14 protein-coding genes are annotated in these 20,956 nt (G+C 34.3%); 10 read left to right on the forward strand and 4 right to left on the reverse strand.

The features are described 5' to 3' along the window. Nucleotides 1-33: 33 nt before the first annotated feature. From BUE95_RS05230 to BUE95_RS05240, 3 genes are read right to left on the reverse strand one after another with little or no spacing between them, the layout of a single operon-like run. Nucleotides 34-1,128 (reverse strand): SusE domain-containing protein, encoded by a 1,095-nt coding sequence (locus BUE95_RS05230; protein ID WP_073582073.1) that lies wholly within the window; start codon nucleotides 1,126-1,128, stop codon nucleotides 34-36. A 19-nt stretch (nucleotides 1,129-1,147) separates the two neighbouring features. Then, the gene (locus BUE95_RS05235) at nucleotides 1,148-2,698 is read right to left on the reverse strand and encodes a RagB/SusD family nutrient uptake outer membrane protein (protein WP_073582075.1); all 1,551 of its coding nucleotides are present in this window, start codon (nucleotides 2,696-2,698) and stop codon (nucleotides 1,148-1,150) included. A gap of 10 nt (nucleotides 2,699-2,708) precedes the next feature. Then, the gene (locus tag BUE95_RS05240; RefSeq protein ID WP_073582077.1) at nucleotides 2,709-5,768 is read right to left on the reverse strand and encodes a SusC/RagA family TonB-linked outer membrane protein; all 3,060 of its coding nucleotides are present in this window, start codon (nucleotides 5,766-5,768) and stop codon (nucleotides 2,709-2,711) included. Between the two features lie 224 nt (nucleotides 5,769-5,992). Here BUE95_RS05240 and BUE95_RS05245 point away from each other — a divergent pair, with 224 nt between their 5' ends. From BUE95_RS05245 to BUE95_RS05285, 9 genes are all read left to right on the forward strand, one after another. Next, nucleotides 5,993-7,015, forward strand: coding sequence for a LacI family DNA-binding transcriptional regulator (locus BUE95_RS05245; protein ID WP_073582079.1), 1,023 nt, complete (start codon nucleotides 5,993-5,995; stop codon nucleotides 7,013-7,015). A gap of 203 nt (nucleotides 7,016-7,218) precedes the next feature. Further along, complete coding sequence (locus BUE95_RS05250; RefSeq protein WP_073582081.1) at nucleotides 7,219-8,565, forward strand: MFS transporter; 1,347 nt, start codon at nucleotides 7,219-7,221, stop codon at nucleotides 8,563-8,565. Between the two features lie 3 nt (nucleotides 8,566-8,568). Further along, a complete protein-coding gene (pgmB, locus tag BUE95_RS05255; protein ID WP_073582083.1) occupies nucleotides 8,569-9,219 on the forward strand; it encodes a beta-phosphoglucomutase in 651 nt (216 codons plus the stop codon). Between the two features lie 44 nt (nucleotides 9,220-9,263). Continuing rightward, on the forward strand, nucleotides 9,264-11,546 hold the full coding sequence (locus tag BUE95_RS05260; protein ID WP_073582085.1) for a glycoside hydrolase family 65 protein: 2,283 nt from the start codon (nucleotides 9,264-9,266) through the stop codon (nucleotides 11,544-11,546). Nucleotides 11,547-11,648: 102 nt separating this feature from the next. Next, nucleotides 11,649-13,763 (forward strand): glycoside hydrolase family 97 protein, encoded by a 2,115-nt coding sequence (locus BUE95_RS05265; RefSeq protein ID WP_073582087.1) that lies wholly within the window; start codon nucleotides 11,649-11,651, stop codon nucleotides 13,761-13,763. A gap of 7 nt (nucleotides 13,764-13,770) precedes the next feature. Beyond that, nucleotides 13,771-15,606, forward strand: a complete 1,836-nt coding sequence (locus BUE95_RS05270) for a glycoside hydrolase family 13 protein (RefSeq protein ID WP_073582466.1) — start codon at nucleotides 13,771-13,773, stop codon at nucleotides 15,604-15,606. Continuing rightward, complete coding sequence (locus BUE95_RS05275) at nucleotides 15,607-16,545, forward strand: alpha/beta hydrolase (protein ID WP_073582089.1); 939 nt, start codon at nucleotides 15,607-15,609, stop codon at nucleotides 16,543-16,545. 11 nt (nucleotides 16,546-16,556) lie between these two features. Beyond that, a complete protein-coding gene (locus BUE95_RS05280) occupies nucleotides 16,557-17,993 on the forward strand; it encodes an alpha-amylase family glycosyl hydrolase (protein WP_073582091.1) in 1,437 nt (478 codons plus the stop codon). Nucleotides 17,994-18,083: 90 nt separating this feature from the next. Next, a complete protein-coding gene (locus BUE95_RS05285; RefSeq protein WP_073582093.1) occupies nucleotides 18,084-19,298 on the forward strand; it encodes a BaiN/RdsA family NAD(P)/FAD-dependent oxidoreductase in 1,215 nt (404 codons plus the stop codon). A gap of 10 nt (nucleotides 19,299-19,308) precedes the next feature. Here the strand turns inward: BUE95_RS05285 and BUE95_RS05290 are convergent, their stop codons facing one another. Then, the gene (locus tag BUE95_RS05290; protein ID WP_073582095.1) at nucleotides 19,309-19,785 is read right to left on the reverse strand and encodes a TspO/MBR family protein; all 477 of its coding nucleotides are present in this window, start codon (nucleotides 19,783-19,785) and stop codon (nucleotides 19,309-19,311) included. A gap of 82 nt (nucleotides 19,786-19,867) precedes the next feature. Between BUE95_RS05290 and BUE95_RS05295 the strand changes: the two genes are divergently transcribed. Beyond that, a complete protein-coding gene (locus tag BUE95_RS05295; protein ID WP_073582097.1) occupies nucleotides 19,868-20,947 on the forward strand; it encodes a diphosphomevalonate decarboxylase in 1,080 nt (359 codons plus the stop codon). The last annotated feature ends 9 nt before the right edge of the window (nucleotides 20,948-20,956 follow it).

The following is a 20,956-nucleotide window of genomic DNA, read 5'->3' on the forward strand; positions in this document are numbered from 1 at the left end:
GGTTGTCTTTTTTAGGACAACCCTTGTGTTAATCTATTGAAGCGTTGCTGTCCAAGTATAGTTTCTTGGATTGCTTAAATCTAATTCAACTAAATAAGTTCCGCTAGCAGATACACTTAAATTGCTTCCACTGTTGAACTCTAGTGTTCCGTCATTTCCATCATCTCCATAATTTAAAGTCCAAGCATCATTTGCTCTAAATTTAAATTGATTTCCACCCGCTGTTAGTGGTATGATTATTTCCCATTTTTTTGTTGTTGGATTGTAAGTTAAATCTTGATCAACTACACCATTATCTGGCCATCCAAGTGGAGTTGCCGAACCTGTTATAGCCCATCTAGTAGCTTCAACATTATAACTAAGAACTGTTGGGTCTGTATTAGCAGTTATTCTATAGTATCCACTAGCTGACAGCAGAATGTTTGATTCGCCAGTTTGTAATAAAGTTCCTGAAAAACTTCCGTCATCTCCATAATCTCCGTCAAAATTAACATTTGTTGGTAACAATTTAAATTCAGGACTTGAAACATTCATATATACATATCCTTCAAAGTCAGTTTGTCCAAAACCAGATGAAGCTAGTGCTGGTAGTGTACTATTAGCAGTCCAGTCAGCACCATAACCACTAGCATTTAAAAAGTTTCCAATTACATATAGTTTTGGTGTCTCGGTAGTGTAAGGTGTTACTGTGATAGTGATTACATTTGAGTAGGCAGCTAAGTCTAAATTAGTTCCTAAAGTTGATTTAATTCTTATTTCTAAATCTCCTGCTGTGAAAGGCGTTAATCCTGCTTGTGTTGCAACTGCATTAAGCGCCTCTTGTGTCCAAACTATAAACCGATTTGTTGTTGTTCCTCCCGATTGAATTTCAGCAAAATCTGTACCTGCTAATGCCACTTCTACTTCGTAATTTACTGCTGTTTGTACATCATAATCTGCATGGTTCCAAACTAAAGTAGTAGCCTCACTACTTGCGGTAGCAGGATCTAAAACATAAGAGCTTCCATCAAGTGGTGTTAATAGTTCTGGACCACCTTTTGCAGTTGCGATAGTTTGATCATCATTTTCGCACGATACATTAGCAATTACTAAAAAAGCTAATGTGTATAATTTCAATATTTTTTTCATTTTATTACAATTTTTAATTTTAATAACCTGGATTTTGAGTTAAATTTGGATTAGCTTGTAAAGCGGTTAAAGGAATTGGGAAAACATTATATGTGCTTGGAATTGAAGTTCCATTTAAGGTGTTCCCTTTCCAAGGCCACAGGTATGATCCGCCTGTGAATTTTCCAAAACGAATTAAGTCGCTTCTTCTGTGCCCTTCAAGGTTTAATTCTCTACCTCTTTCGTCTAGTATAAAGTCGAGTGTTAAATCTCCTGCGGTGATTGTGGTAGCGTTAGATCTTTCTCTAACGTCATTTACATAATCAACTGCTTGAGAAATGTTTCCGCCTGCAGCTCCTCTTACTACACATTCAGCATACATTAAATAAGCATCTGCTAATCGATATAATGGGAAATCAGTACTTGAAAACACGGTTGGTGTACCAGATATTGAATGGAAGTTAGTGTTTCTGAATTTTGTAGACGGATAACCGTTAGTCCATTCTTTATAATCGGTCATCTCATAAGTATGACCTGCGGTCCAGAATAAATCGGCTCTATCATCTGTTGAAGTTGCTAGATTTCCAAATAAGCCATACCATGCCTTTGTTGCTCTATGTCCTGCCCATGCATCATTACCACCTGGATTTCCAAAGGACACTGTGTTCATTGTAGCACTATTCATACTTCCATTAACAATGTAGGTGGTGTTCCCGAAACTTTGACTTACTATAGCATCAGCTATTAGAGGAAAAATAATTTCAGAAGAGGTGTTATTATCTGCTGAAAAGACTTCAGTAATATTATCATCTAATACATAACCACCTTCATTAATTACTTTATTTATGTAAGTTAATGCGTCTGTATATCTAGGAGATCCGGTATATACTTCTGCATTCATGTACAATTTGGATAGTAGCATCGAAGCGGCGTATTTATTTGCCCTACCATAAGTGTTGGTTTGTGGAAGATTTTCAACAGCAGCAATTAATTCATTCTCTACAAAATTAAATAACTCTGTTCTTGAGGCTTCTGGTAGTGGATTTGAAATTCCATTTTCAGCTTCTGTAACTAATACTCCCTTTCCAAAGCAATCAATCATGTAATAATAAGCAAGTGAGCGTAAAAATCGAACTTCTGCAATTACTTGATCTTTATTTGCAACATCTACCGAGTTTAGAACGACCAATAAATTGTTACACTGAGGTACGGTGTAATATACTCTGTTGTACAGATATCTGAAGAATTTATTATTTTCGTCCCAATTTGAAGCAGTCGTTAATTGGTCTAAACCGTCGTCACCCCAGCGGTTTTTCATTCCATCTGCCGTAAAATCTTGTAGGTTAATAATTCCTCTTAAAAATGGAGATTCTCCTGGGTCATCACTAATATCCGAACTGCCAGGGCCATTAGGTCCTGATAAAGCGAACGAGCCATATAGTTTAGACATAATTCCATTAATTGCATTAGGATCTTGTGTCAAGAGTTGCTCTAGTGAAAGTTCTACTTTTGGCTCAGTGTTCAAATCATCAGTACAAGATAATGAAACTGAAAACAAAGTAATTAAACTAAATAATTTTATTTTTTTCATAGTATAATTTTTAGAAATCTAAACTTAAACCAACGGTATATACGCGTGGTCTTGGATAAAAATTGTTATCAATACCTCCAAAGTTTTCAGGATCTTGACCTGAATATTTGGTAACAATGAATGCATTGTTGATAGCTCCATATACTCTCAATGAAGAGTCTTTATATAGTTTGTTAAAACGATATCCCAATACAATGTTCTCACAACGTAGAAAAGAAGCGTCTTCAATCATATAATCGGAGAATTTTTCATTTCCATTAAAATTTATGAAATCTGGGTTTGCTTCACCAGCATAAAAATCAAGCACATTTGATAAGCTATTAGAGTTTGTTGGTACAGAGGCATCTATCCAACCTGATGTAAGTATTCTTGAATTGTAGGTTTGCCCACCAATTTGCCCTCTAAAACTAGTTCCGAAATCCCAGTTTTTATAGTTGTAGTTGAACCCAAATCCAAAAGTCCAGTTAGGAGTTCTTTTTATATAATACCTATCATCATTTGTAATTTGTCCATCATCATTTCTATCTACAAAAGCACCAGGAATTACATTTCCGTTTGAATCATATAATTGTTGGAACAACCAAAAAGCACCAGGTTGATAGCCTAAAGCATGCACTTGCGTATTTACATTTGTCCCTGTTGGTAGGCCTCCACCAGCATTGATTCTTTCTACATCTCCAAGATTGGTTATTTTAACATGATTATAAGCTATGTTGGAATAAAATTCAAGTGTTGAAATGTCATTAGAAATCGGTTTAATATTTAAGTCAAGTTCAAAACCTCTTCCTTCGGTCTCACCAACGTTAGTTATAAAACTATCTCTTAAATATTGACCTGGAGCAGTTGGTACTTGTGCTAATAAATCAGTTGTTTTATTTAGGTAAATATCAAAGGCACCACTAATCAAATTATTTTTAAAGAAATTGAAATCCAAACCTGCATTTAGTGTTGTTGTTTTCTCCCATGTTAAATCAGCATTAAAAGGAAGTGCAGAGTATAAGTTTGATCCAGGAAGATATTGACTTGTTATGCTACCTATTGAAAATAATGGGATTGAAGGGTAAAATCCTACTTGTCCAGTTATGTCTTGTTGACCTGTTTTACCTGCGCTTAAACGAAGCTTTAAATCATTTATAAAATTTGCGTTTTTAAGAAAGTCTTCTTCTTTTAATTTCCATGCAAATGCGGCAGCCGGAAAAAATCCCCATCTGTTTTCTTCGTTGAATAAAGAAGAACCGTCGGCTCTAAATGAAAGGGTAATTAAGTATTTATTAGCAAAGTCTAAATTAGTTCGCCCAAAGAAGGATTGTAGATTAAGTTCGTTATAGTATCTGTTATTTAAATTATTTGGATTAATAACTAATTCCCTAATACCTGTTGTTGGATTATACTGATATATTTCTTTATTACCATCATTTTTAAAATTTTGGTAAGAATAACCACCTTGGATGTCGAATTTTCTTAACAAACCGTCAAGTTCTTTTGTGTAAACTAAGTAACTATCTAGTGTGGTGTTTGTTATTGTTTGGTTTTCTTCGTAGTTTTTTCCAGGATTAAAAACCACATTTGCTCCATTATAAGTTGCAATTGCGTTATTGGAAAACGTTTCTCTAATTTTTGATTCTGATGCATCCAATCCTAAATTCACTACAGCTCTCAGTTCAGGTAAAAAGTGCATTTTATAATCCATTTCTATATTTCCTAGAAAACGAAGTGAACGTTCAGGTCTTTGTCTTTGCTCTAATAAAGCTAGAGGATTGTATTGACCACTCAGGACATTGGGGTTGTTAGTTGTTGTAGTTTGATAATAACCACCAAAAGGACTATTTGAATCATATATAGGTTTAGTTGGATCCATGTTGATTGCTCCTCCTAAAGCACCACCTTCATCAATTGCATTTTTATCGGTTACAATACCTTTTGCATTAACATCTAGTTTTAGGTGATTGTTAAGCATATTAGGATTCATTTTTATAGAATATGAAAATCGCTCATAATCATTTGTCTTAACAACACCTTCATTTCTTGTGTAACCAACAGATGCTCTGAAAGGTAAGTAACCAAAAAGATTAGCTCTTCCGCTAAAATTGTGATCGGTAGAAATTGAATTTCTAAAAATAGCATCTTGCCAATCCGTATCAGCTAAAATCCTTCCTTCAATAATATTAGGAGTGGATGGATCGTCAACAGTTCCAATAGGAGCATTTGGGTCTGCAATTCCAAGACTATTTACTAAATTTGGGTGATATTCTTGGATGAACTTTGAGAAAGTCGCACCGTCCATAACTTCAATTTTTTTTGAAACATTTCCAAATGAAACATTTGATGAATAATTGAACTCTGGCGTTCCTTTGATTCCTTTTTTTGTTGTAATAATTATTACTCCATTAGAGGCTCTTGAACCATATATTGCTGTTGCAGAGGCATCTTTAAGAACAGTAAAGCTCTCAATATCGTTAGGATTAATAAGAGAAAGAGGATTTGATACCCCTGCAGGTGTTGTGTTGTCAACAGGTACTCCGTCTATTACAATTAAGGGACTACTATTTGCACTTAACGATGAACCTCCTCTAATTCTTATGTTTGGAGATGAATCTGGTTGTCCTCCGTTATTAGTTATTCTGACTCCTGGCGCTTTTCCAGTTAATAATTGGTCAGCGGAAACGATAGCTCCTTTGTTGAAGTCTTTAGAAGTGATTGATGTTAGTGAACCTGTTGCGTCTTTTCTAGTTGTAGTTCCATAACCAATAACAACAACATCTCTCAATTCTTGTTGGTCTTCTTGTAGGGTAATCGTTATTGTATTTTGATTTTCATATATTAAGGTTTGATCTTTAAACCCAATATATGAGAATACGATTTTATCTCCTTTTCTGATGTTTGTCAAAGTGAAATTTCCATCAAAGTTCGTAGTAGATCCGTTTGTTGTGCCTTGCACTAATACGTTAACACCCGGTAAAGGCTGGCTTGAAGAACCATCCAAAACAACTCCCTTAAGAGTGTTTTGTGCCAACATACCGAAAGGTATTATTAGTAACAAAAGCAATAACTTTTTTTGCAGTGTTTTCATACAAATTGTTTAGATTAAATTGTTTTTTGTTCGCTTGTAATTCACTTCTAATGTTAAATTTATGTAAAATTGTGTATAAAAAAAACTGAGTTTCATTAAAAGCCTTTCGAAAACGTTTTCGTGTTGAAAACTTTATGGATTTGGGCTAATTTTTAACATATAATTGTTATACCCAAAAAAATAAGTTACATTTATTGAAAATTTATAATCATCCTTAATTTGTAATGAGAAGAAAAGTTACTTTAAAGCAAATTGCTAAAGAATTAGATGTATCAATTTCAACCGTTTCAAAATCACTTCGTGATAGTCCAGAAATTAGTGAGGATACTCGCTTAAAAGTACAAGCTTTTGCTAAATTATACAACTACAAACCCAATAATATTGCTCTGAGTTTAAAAAACAAAAAGACGAAGACCATCGGCATCATTATTCCTGAAATTGTGCATCATTTTTTTGCAACTGTAATTAGTGGTATCGAACAAGTCGCAAATGAAAGTGGTTACAATGTTATTGTTTGTTTATCTGATGAGTCCTTTGACAAGGAAGTAATCAATATGGAGATGTTGGCTAATGGTAGTACAGATGGATTTATCATGTCCTTATCAAAGGAAACCCAGCAAAAGAAAGATTTTCATCATCTTCAGGAAGTAATAAATCAAGGAATGCCTGTCGTCCTTTTTGATAGAATTTCTAATGATATTTTGTGTGATAAAGTGATTATCGACGACCAATTAGCCGCTTATGAAGCAACTCATTTCTTAATTTCTAAAGGGTTGAAAAAAATCGCCTTGCTAACTACAGTTGATTACGTTAGTGTTGGCAAATTAAGAACAGATGGTTACCTAAATGTGTTGCATGATCATGGAATTGAAGTAGATGAAAACCTAATAATTCGAATTGAAGATACGGAACATTGTGATGAGAAAATTAATGAATTATTAGAAAATAAATCTATCGATGCCATATTGGCTGTTAATGAGTTGTTTGCAGTAACGGCCATAAAATTAGCAATGTCTAAAGGGATTAAAATTCCAGAGGATTTATCTGTAGTAGCATTCACGGATGGAATTATCTCTAAATATTCCACGCCAACCATTACCACGATTAGTCAAAATGGGATTAAAATGGGAAGAAAAGCCGCTGAAATGCTTATTAATAGGCTAGAGTTGGATGATGAGGAAGACGAACACTACAAAACCGAAATTATCGAAACGAATTTAATAATTCGAGAATCTACGAAATCGTAATAGCTGCATATAAATCTTTAATAATCAATTGATTAAATAAATTGTTTTTCCATTTAGAATCAAATTTTTTTAATTAAATAAGATTATTTATTCGAAATAACCTTCTATATTTGTGATATCAAAACTTGTAACTCACTTCTAAAACATAAGTTTTGATAAGCACATACAACGCTTATCGATTTATTAATCAATAAATTACGATAATGGAAAAGCGTAAATTAGGTTTCTGGGAAATTTGGAACATGAGTTTCGGTTTCTTGGGAATTCAAATGGGTTTTGCCCTACAAAATGCAAACGCAAGTAGAATTCTTCAGCTTTTTGGTGCCGATGTTCATGAATTATCCTGGTTTTGGATAATTGCCCCTTTAATGGGATTAATTGTACAACCCATAATAGGACATTATAGTGATAACACTTGGTCTAAATTTGGAAGAAGAAAACCTTATTTCTTAGTAGGAGCAATCCTAGCATCCGTTGGTTTAATTTTAATGCCGCAAGCTGAAATTTTCATTGCTTTGATGCCTGCTCTATGGGTTGGTGCTGGAATGTTAATGATTATGGACGCTTCTTTTAACATTGCCATGGAGCCTTTCCGTGCATTGGTTGGAGATAATTTAAGAGCAGACCAACATACGTTGGGTTTCAGTGTTCAAACCGCTTTAATTGGAATAGGAGCCGTGGTAGGATCATGGTTGCCATATGTTTTAACCAATTGGTTTGGAATTAGTAATCAACCTTCCGAAACTTCAGCTGTTCCATTAAACTTAATTTATTCTTTTATAATAGGAGCCATTATTTTAGTTGTGTCTATTTTAGTTACTATTGTTACAACTAAAGAATATTCTCCTGATGAATTAGAACAATTTAGTGACGAAAAAGAACATAAAGAAGCTATAGGTGAAACCAAAGAAGCTAAACTTTCAGATGTTTTTTCAGATTTTGCTAAAATGCCAGAAACGATGCGTCAGCTAAGTTGGGTACAATTTTTTTCTTGGTTTGGATTATTTGGGATGTGGGTTTTTACTACTCCCGCTATTGCACAACACATTTATGGGTTGTCAGTAGATGATATAAAAAGTCCAGAATTTCAATCCGCTGGAGATTGGGTAGGGATTATTTTCGGAGTTTATAATGCAGTTTCTGCTGTGGTAGCTTTTGCATTACCATACATCGCAAAACAAATTGGACGAAGAAAAACACATGCACTTTCTTTAGTTTTGGGAGGAATCGGATTAATCTCTATGTATTTTATGCCAAACAAAGAAGCTTTAATCCTTTCAATGGTTTTAGTTGGATTTGCTTGGGCAAGTATTTTAGCCATGCCTTATGCTATTTTGGCGGGCTCCATTCAACCTAAAAAAATGGGTGTTTACATGGGTATTTTCAACTTTTTTATCGTAATTCCACAAATTATAAATGCTTTAATTGGTGGTCCATTAGTAAAATATGTTTATAACGACCATGCGATTTATGCTATTGTGATGAGTGGTGTGAGTTTCCTATTAGCAGCCCTTTTGGTATTAAAAGTTAGAGATCAAAAAGATATTTAGACAATGAGAAAAGCATTCATATTTGACCTTGATGGCGTAATCGTTGACACCGCTAAATATCATTTTTTAGCTTGGCAAAAGTTGGCCCATCAATTAGGAATCGAATTTACGCATGAACATAACGAAGGCTTAAAAGGCGTGAGTAGAGTTCGTTCTTTAGACATTATTTTAGAATTGGGAAACATCCAAGCTTCCCAAGAAGATAAGAACCAATGGTTGGTTCAAAAAAATGAAGAGTACCTTTCCTATTTAGTAGACATGGACGAAAGTGAAATTCTTCCGGGTGTATTAAACGTATTGGAGTATCTGAAAAGTAAAAACCAATTCATTGCTTTGGGATCGGCAAGTAAAAATGCGCGTCCTATCTTAGATAAAACCAATATCACGCACTTTTTTGATGCTATTGTTGATGGAAATGATGTTTCCAATGCAAAACCAGATCCAGAAGTGTTTTTAAGAGCTGTACAATTGGTAGGTGTTTTCAATGAAAATGCTGTCGTTTTTGAGGACTCTGTAGCGGGAATTCAAGCGGCCAATATAGCGAATATGATAAGTGTAGGAATCGGAGATGCCACCGTTTTACACGAAGCAAAGTATAATTTTAAAGATTTCACCTTTATTGATGAAACTTTTTTATCGCAATTAATTGGTTAAGAAATTGACGAATAGACACATTAACAAATTGACATATTACAAAAATGAATCAAGATTATATACAACCCGACAATTGGTCGATTATAGAAGAAGGATTTGATGTAGAACGAGTTAAATCTTCTGAGAGTTTATTTAGTATCGGAAACGGTGCTATGGGGCAACGCGCTAATTTTGAAGAATATTATTCAGGCAAAACGTTTCAAGGAAGCTACATTGCTGGAATTTATTATCCCGATAAAACAAAAGTAGGTTGGTGGAAAAACGGTTATCCCGAATATTTTGCAAAAGTACTAAATGCACCCAATTGGATTGGAATCGACATCGAAATTAATGGTGAGAATTTAGATTTAGCCAAATGTCAGTCGGTTTCTAATTTCCGTCGTGAGTTGAACATGAAAGAAGGTATTTATTACCGTTCATTCGATGCAGTTTTAGCAAACGGAACGGAAATTGCTGTTAAAGTACAGCGTTTCTTATCATTAGATTTGGATGAAGTTGGGGTTATCAATTACGAAATCACGGCCTTAAATTCGGATGCAAAAATCGTTTTTAAACCTTATGTTGACGCTGGAGTTCATAACGAAGACGCCAATTGGGAAGAGAAATTTTGGGAACCAATTAGCGTAAAACATTCAGGAAACGAAGCTTTCGTAACGGCTAGAACTTTCAAAACGCATTTCACGGCAACTACATTCATGCAAAATAGTGTTTTGTTAGAAGGTTCTAGTTTAAGTGTAGCGCCTGTAAGTGTTCAAGAAACAAAGGATAAAATTCAATTTTCATATGAAGTAGCGGTAGCAAAAGGTCAAACAACTACGATTCAAAAAATTGGTGGTTATACCGTTTCTATGAATCATGATGACACAATTTTAGGAGCTAAAAAAAGTATCGCAAAAGCTTTAGAAATAGGGGTTTCACAATTAACTGAAAACCAAAAACAAGCTTGGGCAAGAATTTGGGAAATGAGTGATATCACCATAGATGGCGATGTAAAAGCACAACAAGGAATTCGTTTCAATATTTTTCAATTGAATCAAACTTATCTAGGAAAGGATTCGAGATTGAATATTGGGCCAAAAGGATTCACGGGTGAAAAATATGGAGGTTCTACTTACTGGGACACCGAAGCGTATTGTATTCCTTTTTATATGGCAACCAAAGACCAACAAGTCGCTAGAAACTTATTAGCGTATCGATACAACCAATTGGATAAAGCTATCGAGAATGCTGAAAAATTAGGTTTCAAAAATGGAGCTGCTTTGTATCCAATGGTAACTATGAATGGAGAAGAATGTCATAACGAATGGGAAATTACTTTCGAGGAAATTCACAGAAACGGCGCTATCGCTTTTGCTATTTACAACTATTACCGATTCACAGGAGACTATTCCTATATTCCAGAAAAAGGTTTAGAAGTTTTAATCGGAATTGCGCGTTTTTGGCATCAAAGAGCTACGTTTTCAACGTACAGAAATCAGTATGTGATTTTAGGAGTAACGGGGCCAAATGAGTATGAAAATAATGTAAATAACAATTGGTACACAAATTATATTGCGAAATGGTGTATTGATTATACAGTAGCGCAAATTCAAAGAATAGAAGGAGAATATCCATCGGATTATACCCGAATCATGAATAAAGTGAAATTATCACAAGCCGAAATTTCTGCAATGAAAAAAGTGGCAGATAATATGTATTTTCCTTATTCCGAAGAACACGGTGTATATTTACAACAAGATGGTTTCTTAGATAAAGAATTGATTACCGTAGCGGATTTAGATAAATCGCAACGCCCAATTAATCAAAAATGGTCTTGGGATCGAATTTTACGTTCACCATATATCAAACAAGCCGATACGTTACAAGGATTCTATTTCTTCGAAGATCATTTTACTAAAGAAGAATTGGAAAAACATTTCGATTTTTACGAACCATTTACGGTTCATGAAAGTTCGCTTTCTCCTTGTGTACATTCCATTCAAGCGGCTGTTTTAGGCAGAATGGAACAAGCGTATACCTTTTATTTAAGAACGTCACGTTTAGATTTAGACGATTACAACAAAGAAGTAGAAGAAGGGCTGCATATTACATCCATGGCAGGAACATGGATGAGTATCGTGGAAGGTTTTGGCGGAATGCGTGTTAGAAATAACCAATTGCATTTTGAACCCAAAATTCCAGTACAATGGAAAGGTTATTCCTTCAAAGTGAATTTCAGAAATGCTATTGTAAAAGTTGAAGTAAGACAAGAAGGGACAAATGTTTCTATCGAAGGAAATTCGGATGTAGAAGTATTTGTAAACGGAGAATCACAATTAATTAAATAGTAAGATATGAAATCGCCATTAACAAAAAGTTTGCATAAGCAAACACTTATGATTAAAAAAGGCGACACCATATGTTACCGCTAAAAAATAAAATTTAAACATATGAATAAATATTTTGTTTCAGTATTCGTGATGGTTTTTTCGATTTTTGGGATGAATGCTCAAGAATTAAAATCGCCAAATGGAAATTTTAAAATGATTTTCGCTTTAGAAAATGATGGTACGCCAACGTATCAACTTTTCATGAAAGACAGGGAAGTTATCAAAAAAAGTAAGTTAGGCTTAGAACTTCAAAAAGATAAAAAGTCATTATTGAATGATTTTACATTGGTAAATGAGGTTCGAAACACATTTGATGAAACTTGGAAAACCGTTTGGGGGGAAGAAACCGAAATTCGTAACCACTACAACGAATTAGCGCTAACACTGAAACAAAATGAAACCGAAAGACAAGTTATTATTCGTTTTCGATTATTTAACGACGGTTTAGGTTTTCGTTACGAATTTCCAGAACAAAAAAACCTAACGTATTTTGTAGTAAAAGAAGAACGCACGGAGTTTGCTATGACTGGTGACCATACCGCATTTTGGATTCCGGGTGATTACGATACACAAGAATACGATTTTACTGAAAGTAAGCTAACTGAAATTAGAGGATTGTTTAAAAAAGCAGTTACCGATAATGCTTCTCAAAAGCAATTTTCAGATACAGGGGTTCAAACGTCTTTAATACTAAAAACTTCAGAAGGAATTTACATCAACATTCACGAAGCCGCATTAATTAATTATTCTTGTATGCACTTGAATTTGGACGATAAAAACTTAGTTTTTCAGTCGCACTTAACACCCGATGCAAAAGGAAATAAAGGGTATTTGCAGGCGCCTAGTGTTTCGCCTTGGAGAACGATAATTGCAAGTTCAGATGCCCGTGCTATTTTAGCATCACGAATGACGTTGAACCTTAACGAGCCATGTAAGATTGAGGATACTTCTTGGATTAAACCTGTAAAATACATTGGCGTTTGGTGGGAAATGATTACAGGAAAAAGCTCTTGGGCATATACCGATGAAATTCCTTCCGTACAATTAGGAATTACCGATTTCACCAAAGCTAAGCCAAATGGTAAACACGCAGCGAATACTAAACATGTAAAAGACCATATTGATTTTGCTGCGGAACATGGTTTTGATGCTGTTTTAGTGGAGGGCTGGAACGAAGGTTGGGAAGACTGGTTTGGTCACGAAAAAGATTATGTATTTGATTTTGTAACACCTTATCCTGATTTTGATGTAAAAGAAATTCATGAATATGCGAAGTCAAAAGGCGTAAAAATGATTATGCATCACGAAACATCGGGTTCAACTAGAAATTACGAACGTCATTTAGATAAAGCCTATCAGTTTATGAAAGATAATGGTTATGATGCCGTGAAAAGTGGATATGTTGGAAATATATTACCTTTAGGAGAACATCATTACAGCCAATCCATTATAAATCATTACCAATATTGTATTGAAAAAGCAGTTGATTATCAAATTATGGTAAATGCACATGAAGCGGTTCGTCCAACAGGAATTTGCAGGACGTATCCTAATTTAATTGGAAATGAATCGGCTCGAGGAACAGAGTTTCAAGCGTTTGGTGGTTCGAAAGCAAACCATACCACTTTATTGCCTTTTACAAGATTAATTGGAGGTCCAATGGATTATACGCCTGGAATCTTCGAAATGGATATTGCAAAATTGAATCCAAACAACAATTCACACGTTAATACAACATTAGCAAATCAATTAGGATTGTATGTGGTTATGTATTCGCCACTTCAAATGGCTGCCGATTTACCAGAAAATTACAACCGATTTTTAGATGCGTTCCAATTCATAAAAGATGTTCCAGTGGAATGGTCAGCTTCAAAATATTTAGAAGCAGAACCAGGATATTATATTACCATCGCTCGAAAAGATAAAAATTCAAGCAATTGGTTTGTTGGAAATTCAAATGGTTACAGTTCAAGAACATCAACCATTACATTAGATTTCTTAGAAAAAGGGAAAAAATACGAAGCCACCATTTACGCCGATGCTGCAGACGCGGATTACAAAACCAATCCACAAGCCTACAAAATTTCAAAACAAAAAGTAACCAATAAGACTAAATTGCAATTGAGAACAGCAGCAGGAGGGGGTTATGCTATTAGTATTGTTGAGGTTAAATAAAAAAGCTATGAAAAAAATAATTTTCTCACTAATTACCTTATTTACACTTTCGCTTTCGGCACAAATTGACCGAATGGAACCACCGTTTTGGTACGAAGGGATGAATAAAAGCGAAGTTCAAGTATTGTTTTACGGAAAGAATATTGCTCAGAATTCGGTACAAGTTTCCAATAATGTAGTAATTACGAATGTAACTAAGACCGAAAATCCAAACTATCTTTTCGTTACGATTGATACTAAAAATATAAAAGCACAAGACCTGCAATTTACGTTTAGTAATGGTAAAAAATCATTCAAGAGAAATTTCGAAATTAAAAAGAGAAGACCAAATTCTGCAATTCGTAAGAGTTTTGATGCTTCAGATGTAATGTATTTATTGATGCCCGATCGTTTCGCAAATGGAAATCCAAACAATGATTCTTCACCTGAATTACAAGAAAAAGCTAATAGAAGTTTACCAGGAGGAAGACATGGTGGCGATATTCAAGGAATCATTAATAATTTAGATTACATCAAAGAATTAGGTGCAACAGCAATTTGGAGTACACCCATGTGTGAAGATAACGACAAAGGCTATTCGTACCACACTTACGGACAATCTGATGTGTACAGAATTGATCCTCGTTACGGAACCAACGAAGAATACAAAAAACTAGCCGATGAAATGCATAAACGTGGCATGAAATTAATCAAAGATTACGTTACGAATCATTGGGGAGCCGAACATTGGATGTTTAAAGATATGCCAACTTATGATTGGTTTCATCAATTTCCAGGATATGCACAAAGCAATTATCGCATGACCACGCAATACGACATCAATGGTTCAAAACGCGATGCTAAATATTGTATGGATGGTTGGTTTGTGCCCAGTATGCCCGATTTAAATCAGTCGAATCCTTTGGTGTTGAATTATTTAATTCAGAATGCGATTTGGTGGATAGAATATGCCGATTTGGATGGATTCCGTGTGGATACCTATTCGTACAACGATAAAGAAGGAATTGCAAAATGGACAAAAGCAATTACTGACGAATATCCGTATTTTAATATTGTTGGTGAAGTTTGGATGCACGATCAAGCCCAAATTTCGTATTGGCAAAAAGATAGTCCGATTGCTAAAATTCAAAGCTACAATTCTAATTGTCCAAGTGTAATGGATTTTACATTACATGATGTTTTTGGAAACGTTTTTAATGAAGATAGAGCGGATTGGAGCAACGGAATGATTAAGTTTTACGAGAATTTCGTTAACGATTTCTTGTATGCCGACTCAAATAACTTATTGATTTTCTTAGAAAATCATGATACTGGTCGTTTTAATCACATTTATCAAAACGATTTCAAAAAGTACCAATTAGGAATGACCATTATGGCAACGATGCGCGGAATTCCACAATTGTACTACGGTTCTGAAATTGGAATGGCGGGCGATAAAGGAAAAGGAGATGCCGATATTCGTCAAGATTTTCCTGGTGGTTGGGAAGGTGATGTAAACAATGCTTTTTTAGCTAGTGGAAGAACCGCAGAACAAGCAAAATATTTCGATTTTTCGAAAAAAGTATTGAATTGGAGAAAAAACAAAGAAGTCATTCATACCGGAAAATTAACCCATTACATTCCTGAAAATAATGTGTATGTATATTTCCGTCACAATGACAAAGAAACGGTTATGGTGGTTATCAATAATGCTACTGATACTCAGAACTTGAATCTTATTCGTTTTCAAGAAAATATCAAATCGTTTACTTTAGGAAATGATATTCTTTCAGGAAAAACAGTCGATTTGAAAAACGAATTGTCGATTGAAGGTAAAACGTCTATGATTTTAGAATTGAAATAAATGAAACAGTTGCTATTCTTTCTATTATGCTCTTATTTTACTTTTTCTCAAAGTAAGATAAAATCATATGTTCTTGAAAACTCAGGAAAATTTGAAGGAAATATTGAAAGAGTAGATAGTTTTCCATCAAAACATATTGTGCCAAGAACGGTTGATGTTTGGTTACCGAAAAACTATTCTAAAACAAAAAAGTATAGTGTTTTGTATATGCACGATGGACAAATGCTTTTTGATGCCACAGCCACATGGAACAAACAAGAATGGAAAGTTGATGAAGTTGCATCACAGCTGATGCAAGAAAATAAAGTAAATGATTTTATTGTCGTGGCTATTTGGAACATTCCTAATTTACGTCACATGGATTTGTATCCAAAAAAACCTTATGAATCACTTTCAAATAAATTAAAAGAGAAAATTCAAATTGAAGCTAAAAAATCGCAATTTCCATTTGATGACAGCAAAATAAATTCGGATGACTATTTGAAATTTATTGTGGAAGAATTGAAGCCATACATAGATAAAAAGTATTCGGTTTTAACAACTGCGAACAATACAGCTATTATGGGTTCAAGTATGGGCGGATTGATTTCGATGTATGCTTTGTGTGAATATCCAAATGTTTTTGGAAAAGCGGCTTGTTTGTCAACGCATTGGATTGGATTTAGAGAATTTGATAACAACCCAATTCCGGAATCTTTTTTCGCGTATATGGAAAAGAAATTACCCGAAGCTAAGAATCACAAAATATATTTCGATTACGGAACAGAAACTTTAGATGCTTTCTATATAAAATATGAATATCGAGTTGATGAAATTTTAAAAGCAAAAGGATATACGGATGCTAATTCACGAAATTTAAAGTTCGAAGGTGAAAATCATTCCGAAGCTTCTTGGCAAAAAAGGATTCATATCCCATTAGAATTTATGTTTGGAAAATAAAATTATAAAAAATGAAAAAGACAATTGTTACTGCATTAGCTGTTTTAACTTTATCGAGTTGTAAAAACGAAACAGAAAAAACGGCAGAAAATTCAAAAACTGAAATCGCAAAATTTTCTCCCGAAGTTGAAGAAAACGGAATTATTTATGAAGTAAACATCCGCCAATATTCGCCAGGAGGAACATTTAATGCATTCACTAAAGATATTCCGCAATTAAGAGAATTAGGTGTGAAAATCATCTGGGTAATGCCGATTTTTCCAATTTCACAAACCAAAAGAAAAGCAACAGGTGGCGATGATAGTAAGTTTGCTTCTGAAATGCCAAAAGAAGAGCAACACAAATATTTAGGAAGTTACTATGCTGTTTCTGATTTCAAAAAAGTAAATCCAGAGTTTGGAACAATTGAGGATTTTAGAAATTTAGTAAAAACAGCGCATGACAATGGTATTTATGTAATCTTAGATTGGGTTCCTAATCACACTGGTTGGGACCATGTTTGGATTAAAGAGCATCCAGAATATTATACAAAAAATGCTAAAGGTGAAATCATCGATCCAATCAATCCAGAAACTGGAAAATCTTGGGGTTGGTCAGATGTTGCCGATTTGAATTACGACAATCAAGAACTTCGTAAGGAGATGACAGCGGATATGTTACATTGGATTAAAAACGAAAACATTGATGGATTCCGTTGCGATGTGGCAAGTAATGTTCCTTTAGATTTTTGGCAACAAGCTATTCCACAATTGCGAAAAGAAAAAAATATTTTCATGTTAGCAGAAGCTTGGGAACCTGAATTATTAAAAGATGGTTTGTTTGATATGGCGTATGGTTGGGAAGCCCATCACACCATGAATAGAATCGCTCAAGGGAAAAATACCGTGAAAGATTGGGATAAATTCATGACGGAGGATGCAAAAAAATATGAGGCTAACGATATCCTAATGAATTTTGTGGATAATCACGATGAGAATTCTTGGAATGGAACGGTTAAAGGAAGATTAGGAAAAGCAGAAGAAGCGATGACTGCTTTATCTTATGTGATGCCCGGAATGCCATTAATTTACAGTGGAAATGAATATGGTTTGAATCACAGCTTGAAGTTTTTCGAAAAAGATTCTATTCCAAAAACAAAAGGAAAAGATTGGGAATTAAGAGCAAAATTAGGAAAGCTAAAAGCTGAAAATCTGGCATTAAATGGTGGAAAAAGCAAAGCAAACTATACTAGAATTAAAACAGACGACGATGCCAATATTTTAGCTTTTGTTCGTGAGAAAAATGGTAAAAAAGTAGTTTATATTGCTAATTTTTCAAGTAAACCAATTAATTCAAAAGTAGCGATTACAGGTGAATTTACTAATTACATGACAGGGAAACCAATGCGTTTAAAAGATAACGAAGTCATCATGCTTCAACCTTTCCAATATTTTATATTGAATAATTAAGAATCCTTACAAACTATAACTTAAAGTCCTATTGCAAGTCGATAGGATTTTTTATTTTGAAATTACCGATATTTGCAAAAATAAAATCAATTGAATTCAAAATACGACATCATCATCATCGGCGGAGGAGCTGCTGGATTTTTTACTGCAATCAACATTGTAGAAAAGCATCCAAACTTAAAAGTAGCTATTTTAGAGAGAGGGAAAAGCGTTTTAGAAAAAGTGCGCATTTCTGGCGGTGGTCGTTGTAATGTTACCCATGCTTGTTTTGTACCAAATGAACTGGTTAAATTTTATCCAAGAGGAGAAAAAGAACTCCGTGGGCCGTTTCATCAATTTTGCTCTGGAGATACCATTGAATGGTTTGAAAAACATGGAGTGGCACTTAAAATTGAAGATGACGGACGAATGTTTCCTGTTTCTAATTCGTCTCAAACGATAATTGATTGTTTTTTAAAAGCAACTCAAAAACTTAAAATCGATGTTTTAACGGGGCAAAGTGTTCAAGAACTGAATCGAGGTGAAAATTATTGGAAAATTTCTACCCATCAAGAAGTTTTTAGTTGTCAAAAAGTGGTGATGGCAACAGGGAGTAATCCAAAGATGTGGGAATTGATGCAAAATTTAGGTCACTCGATTATCGAACCCGTTCCTTCTTTATTTACGTTTAACATCAAGGATGTCCGAATCAAAGATTTGATGGGACTTTCGACTTTTGCTTCTGTAAAAGTAAAGAAATCAAAGCTACAAGCATCTGGACCTTTGTTGATTACCCATTGGGGAATGAGCGGTCCAGGAATTTTACGTCTTTCTGCCTGGGGAGCTCGAGAATTGGCAGATAAAAAATATCAGTTTGCTATTCAAGTCAATTGGTTAAACGATTCTGATTTTGAAGATACAATTGATTTTTTAAAAGAAATTAAGGAAGAAAATTCTAAAAAATTAGTTTCTAAATACGCACATTTCGATTTACCAAAACGACTTTGGGAAAATTTGGTTAAAGCTTCCGGAATTACTGAAGAAACCAAATGGGCCGATGTCAACAAAAAACAACTAAATACGTTAGCCGAACAATTAACGAATGCTGAATTTCAGGTAAATGGAAAAAGTACTTTCAAAGAAGAATTCGTTACCGCTGGCGGAATCGACTTAAAAGAAGTGAATTTCAAAACTATGGAAAGCAAAGTTTTACCAAATCTGTTTTTCGCTGGAGAGATTCTTAATATCGATGCAATAACAGGTGGTTTTAACTTTCAAAATGCTTGGACAGGCGGATTTATTGTTGCTGAGAATATCGCTCAATAAGTGCTTATAACTATCGATTCAACCAATAAATACTTCCCGTTAAAATCGTTGCAAATCCAACCCAAGCTAAATACGGAATCAATAAATATGAAGCTCTTTTGTCTATTTGTTTGAAAATATGATAGGTTTCATAAATGATTAACCAAAGTAAAATAATCTCGATTAAAGCTAATAAAATATTATTCAGCCCAAAGAATAGATAAGACCACAAGGCATTTAGAAGCAATTGAACAGTAAAAAACAGCAACCCTTTTTTTACCAATTCTTTGTTGGTTTCTAATTTGTTCCACACCATTCCAGCGGCAATTCCCATTAGAATAAAAAGCATTGTCCAAACGGGAGCAAAAACCCAATTAGGCGGATTAAAACTCGGTTTTTTAATTTCGGGATACCAAGTAGTAATGCTTGATTGTGTTACATTACTTGATAAATAACCAACAGCCAAACAAATGGCAACACAATATATGATTTTAAGGTATTTGTTCATCTTTTTAATTTTATAGGCAAATTAACGAAATATCAAGGGAACAAATCAATCAAAATCGGTATTTTTGTCAAAATTTTAAGCTATGCTTGCCGAAAAAGATTTTATCGCCACCTCATATAATACTATTGATTCCGCTAGTTTCGAATGGAGCGCGCCTAGTAATATTGCCTTAGTGAAATATTGGGGCAAGAAAGAAAACCAAATTCCAGCGAATCCTTCAATAAGTTTTACGTTAAACAATTGCAAGACAATTACTAAATTAGACGTGGTAAAAAAGTCGGAGAACTCTAGTTTTTCGTTTGATTTACTTTTTGAAGGAAAACCGAAAGAAGATTTTAAGCCGAAAATTCAAAAATTCTTTGAAAGAATTGAAAAATATTGTCCGTTTTTGAAAGAATATCATTTTAAAATTGATACTCAGAATACCTTTCCTCACAGTTCAGGAATTGCTTCTTCCGCATCCGGAATGGCAGCTTTAGCGATGAATATCATGAGTTTGGAGAAAGCAATTAATCCAGCTATTTCTGATGACTATTTTTATTCAAAAGCTTCATTTTTAGCAAGATTAGGAAGTGGAAGTGCGTGCAGAAGCATCAAAGGGGAAGTGGTTGTTTGGGGAAATCATGTTCAAATTAATGGGAGTTCGGATTTGTTTGGAGTGGAATTTTCGGAAATTCATTCCAACTTCAAAAACTATCAAGACACGATTTTATTGGTAGATAAAGGAGAAAAGCAAGTTTCGAGTACGGTTGGGCACGATTTAATGCATAATCATCCTTATGCCGAAAGACGTTTTGCTCAAGCTCACGAAAATTTATCCCAAATAAAAACGCTTTTATCCTCAGGAAATGTGGAAGAGTTTATCAAAATTGTGGAAAGCGAAGCTTTGACGTTACATGCAATGATGATGACTTCAATGCCGTATTTCATTTTGATGAAACCCAATACATTGGAAATTATCAATAAAATTTGGAAGTTTAGAGATGAGACTCAAATCCCGGTTTGTTTTACGTTAGATGCTGGTGCCAATGTACACGTTTTGTATCCTGAAAATGTGAAAGAAAACGTATTGCAATTTATTCAAGATGAATTAGTTGGCTATTGTCAAAATGGTCAGTATATTTGTGACCAAATTGGAAATGGTGCAAATCAATTAAAATAATTCGTATAT

Origin of the sequence: Flavobacterium cucumis (genome assembly GCF_900148835.1) — a bacterium.
GTDB classification, from domain to species: domain Bacteria; phylum Bacteroidota; class Bacteroidia; order Flavobacteriales; family Flavobacteriaceae; genus Flavobacterium; species Flavobacterium cucumis.

Excerpts from the sequence above, each read along its gene's own strand:
- BUE95_RS05230 (WP_073582073.1), bottom strand. The coding sequence starts at position 1,128 with ATGAAAAAAATATTGAAATTATACACATTAGCTTTTTTAGTAATTGCT.
- BUE95_RS05235 (WP_073582075.1), bottom strand. The coding sequence starts at position 2,698 with ATGAAAAAAATAAAATTATTTAGTTTAATTACTTTGTTTTCAGTTTCA.
- BUE95_RS05240 (WP_073582077.1), bottom strand. The coding sequence starts at position 5,768 with ATGAAAACACTGCAAAAAAAGTTATTGCTTTTGTTACTAATAATACCT.
- BUE95_RS05245 (WP_073582079.1), top strand. The coding sequence starts at position 5,993 with ATGAGAAGAAAAGTTACTTTAAAGCAAATTGCTAAAGAATTAGATGTA.
- BUE95_RS05250 (WP_073582081.1), top strand. The coding sequence starts at position 7,219 with ATGGAAAAGCGTAAATTAGGTTTCTGGGAAATTTGGAACATGAGTTTC.
- pgmB (WP_073582083.1), top strand. The coding sequence starts at position 8,569 with ATGAGAAAAGCATTCATATTTGACCTTGATGGCGTAATCGTTGACACC.
- BUE95_RS05260 (WP_073582085.1), top strand. The coding sequence starts at position 9,264 with ATGAATCAAGATTATATACAACCCGACAATTGGTCGATTATAGAAGAA.
- BUE95_RS05265 (WP_073582087.1), top strand. The coding sequence starts at position 11,649 with ATGAATAAATATTTTGTTTCAGTATTCGTGATGGTTTTTTCGATTTTT.
- BUE95_RS05270 (WP_073582466.1), top strand. The coding sequence starts at position 13,771 with ATGAAAAAAATAATTTTCTCACTAATTACCTTATTTACACTTTCGCTT.
- BUE95_RS05275 (WP_073582089.1), top strand. The coding sequence starts at position 15,607 with ATGAAACAGTTGCTATTCTTTCTATTATGCTCTTATTTTACTTTTTCT.
- BUE95_RS05280 (WP_073582091.1), top strand. The coding sequence starts at position 16,557 with ATGAAAAAGACAATTGTTACTGCATTAGCTGTTTTAACTTTATCGAGT.
- BUE95_RS05290 (WP_073582095.1), bottom strand. The coding sequence starts at position 19,785 with ATGAACAAATACCTTAAAATCATATATTGTGTTGCCATTTGTTTGGCT.
- BUE95_RS05295 (WP_073582097.1), top strand. The coding sequence starts at position 19,868 with ATGCTTGCCGAAAAAGATTTTATCGCCACCTCATATAATACTATTGAT.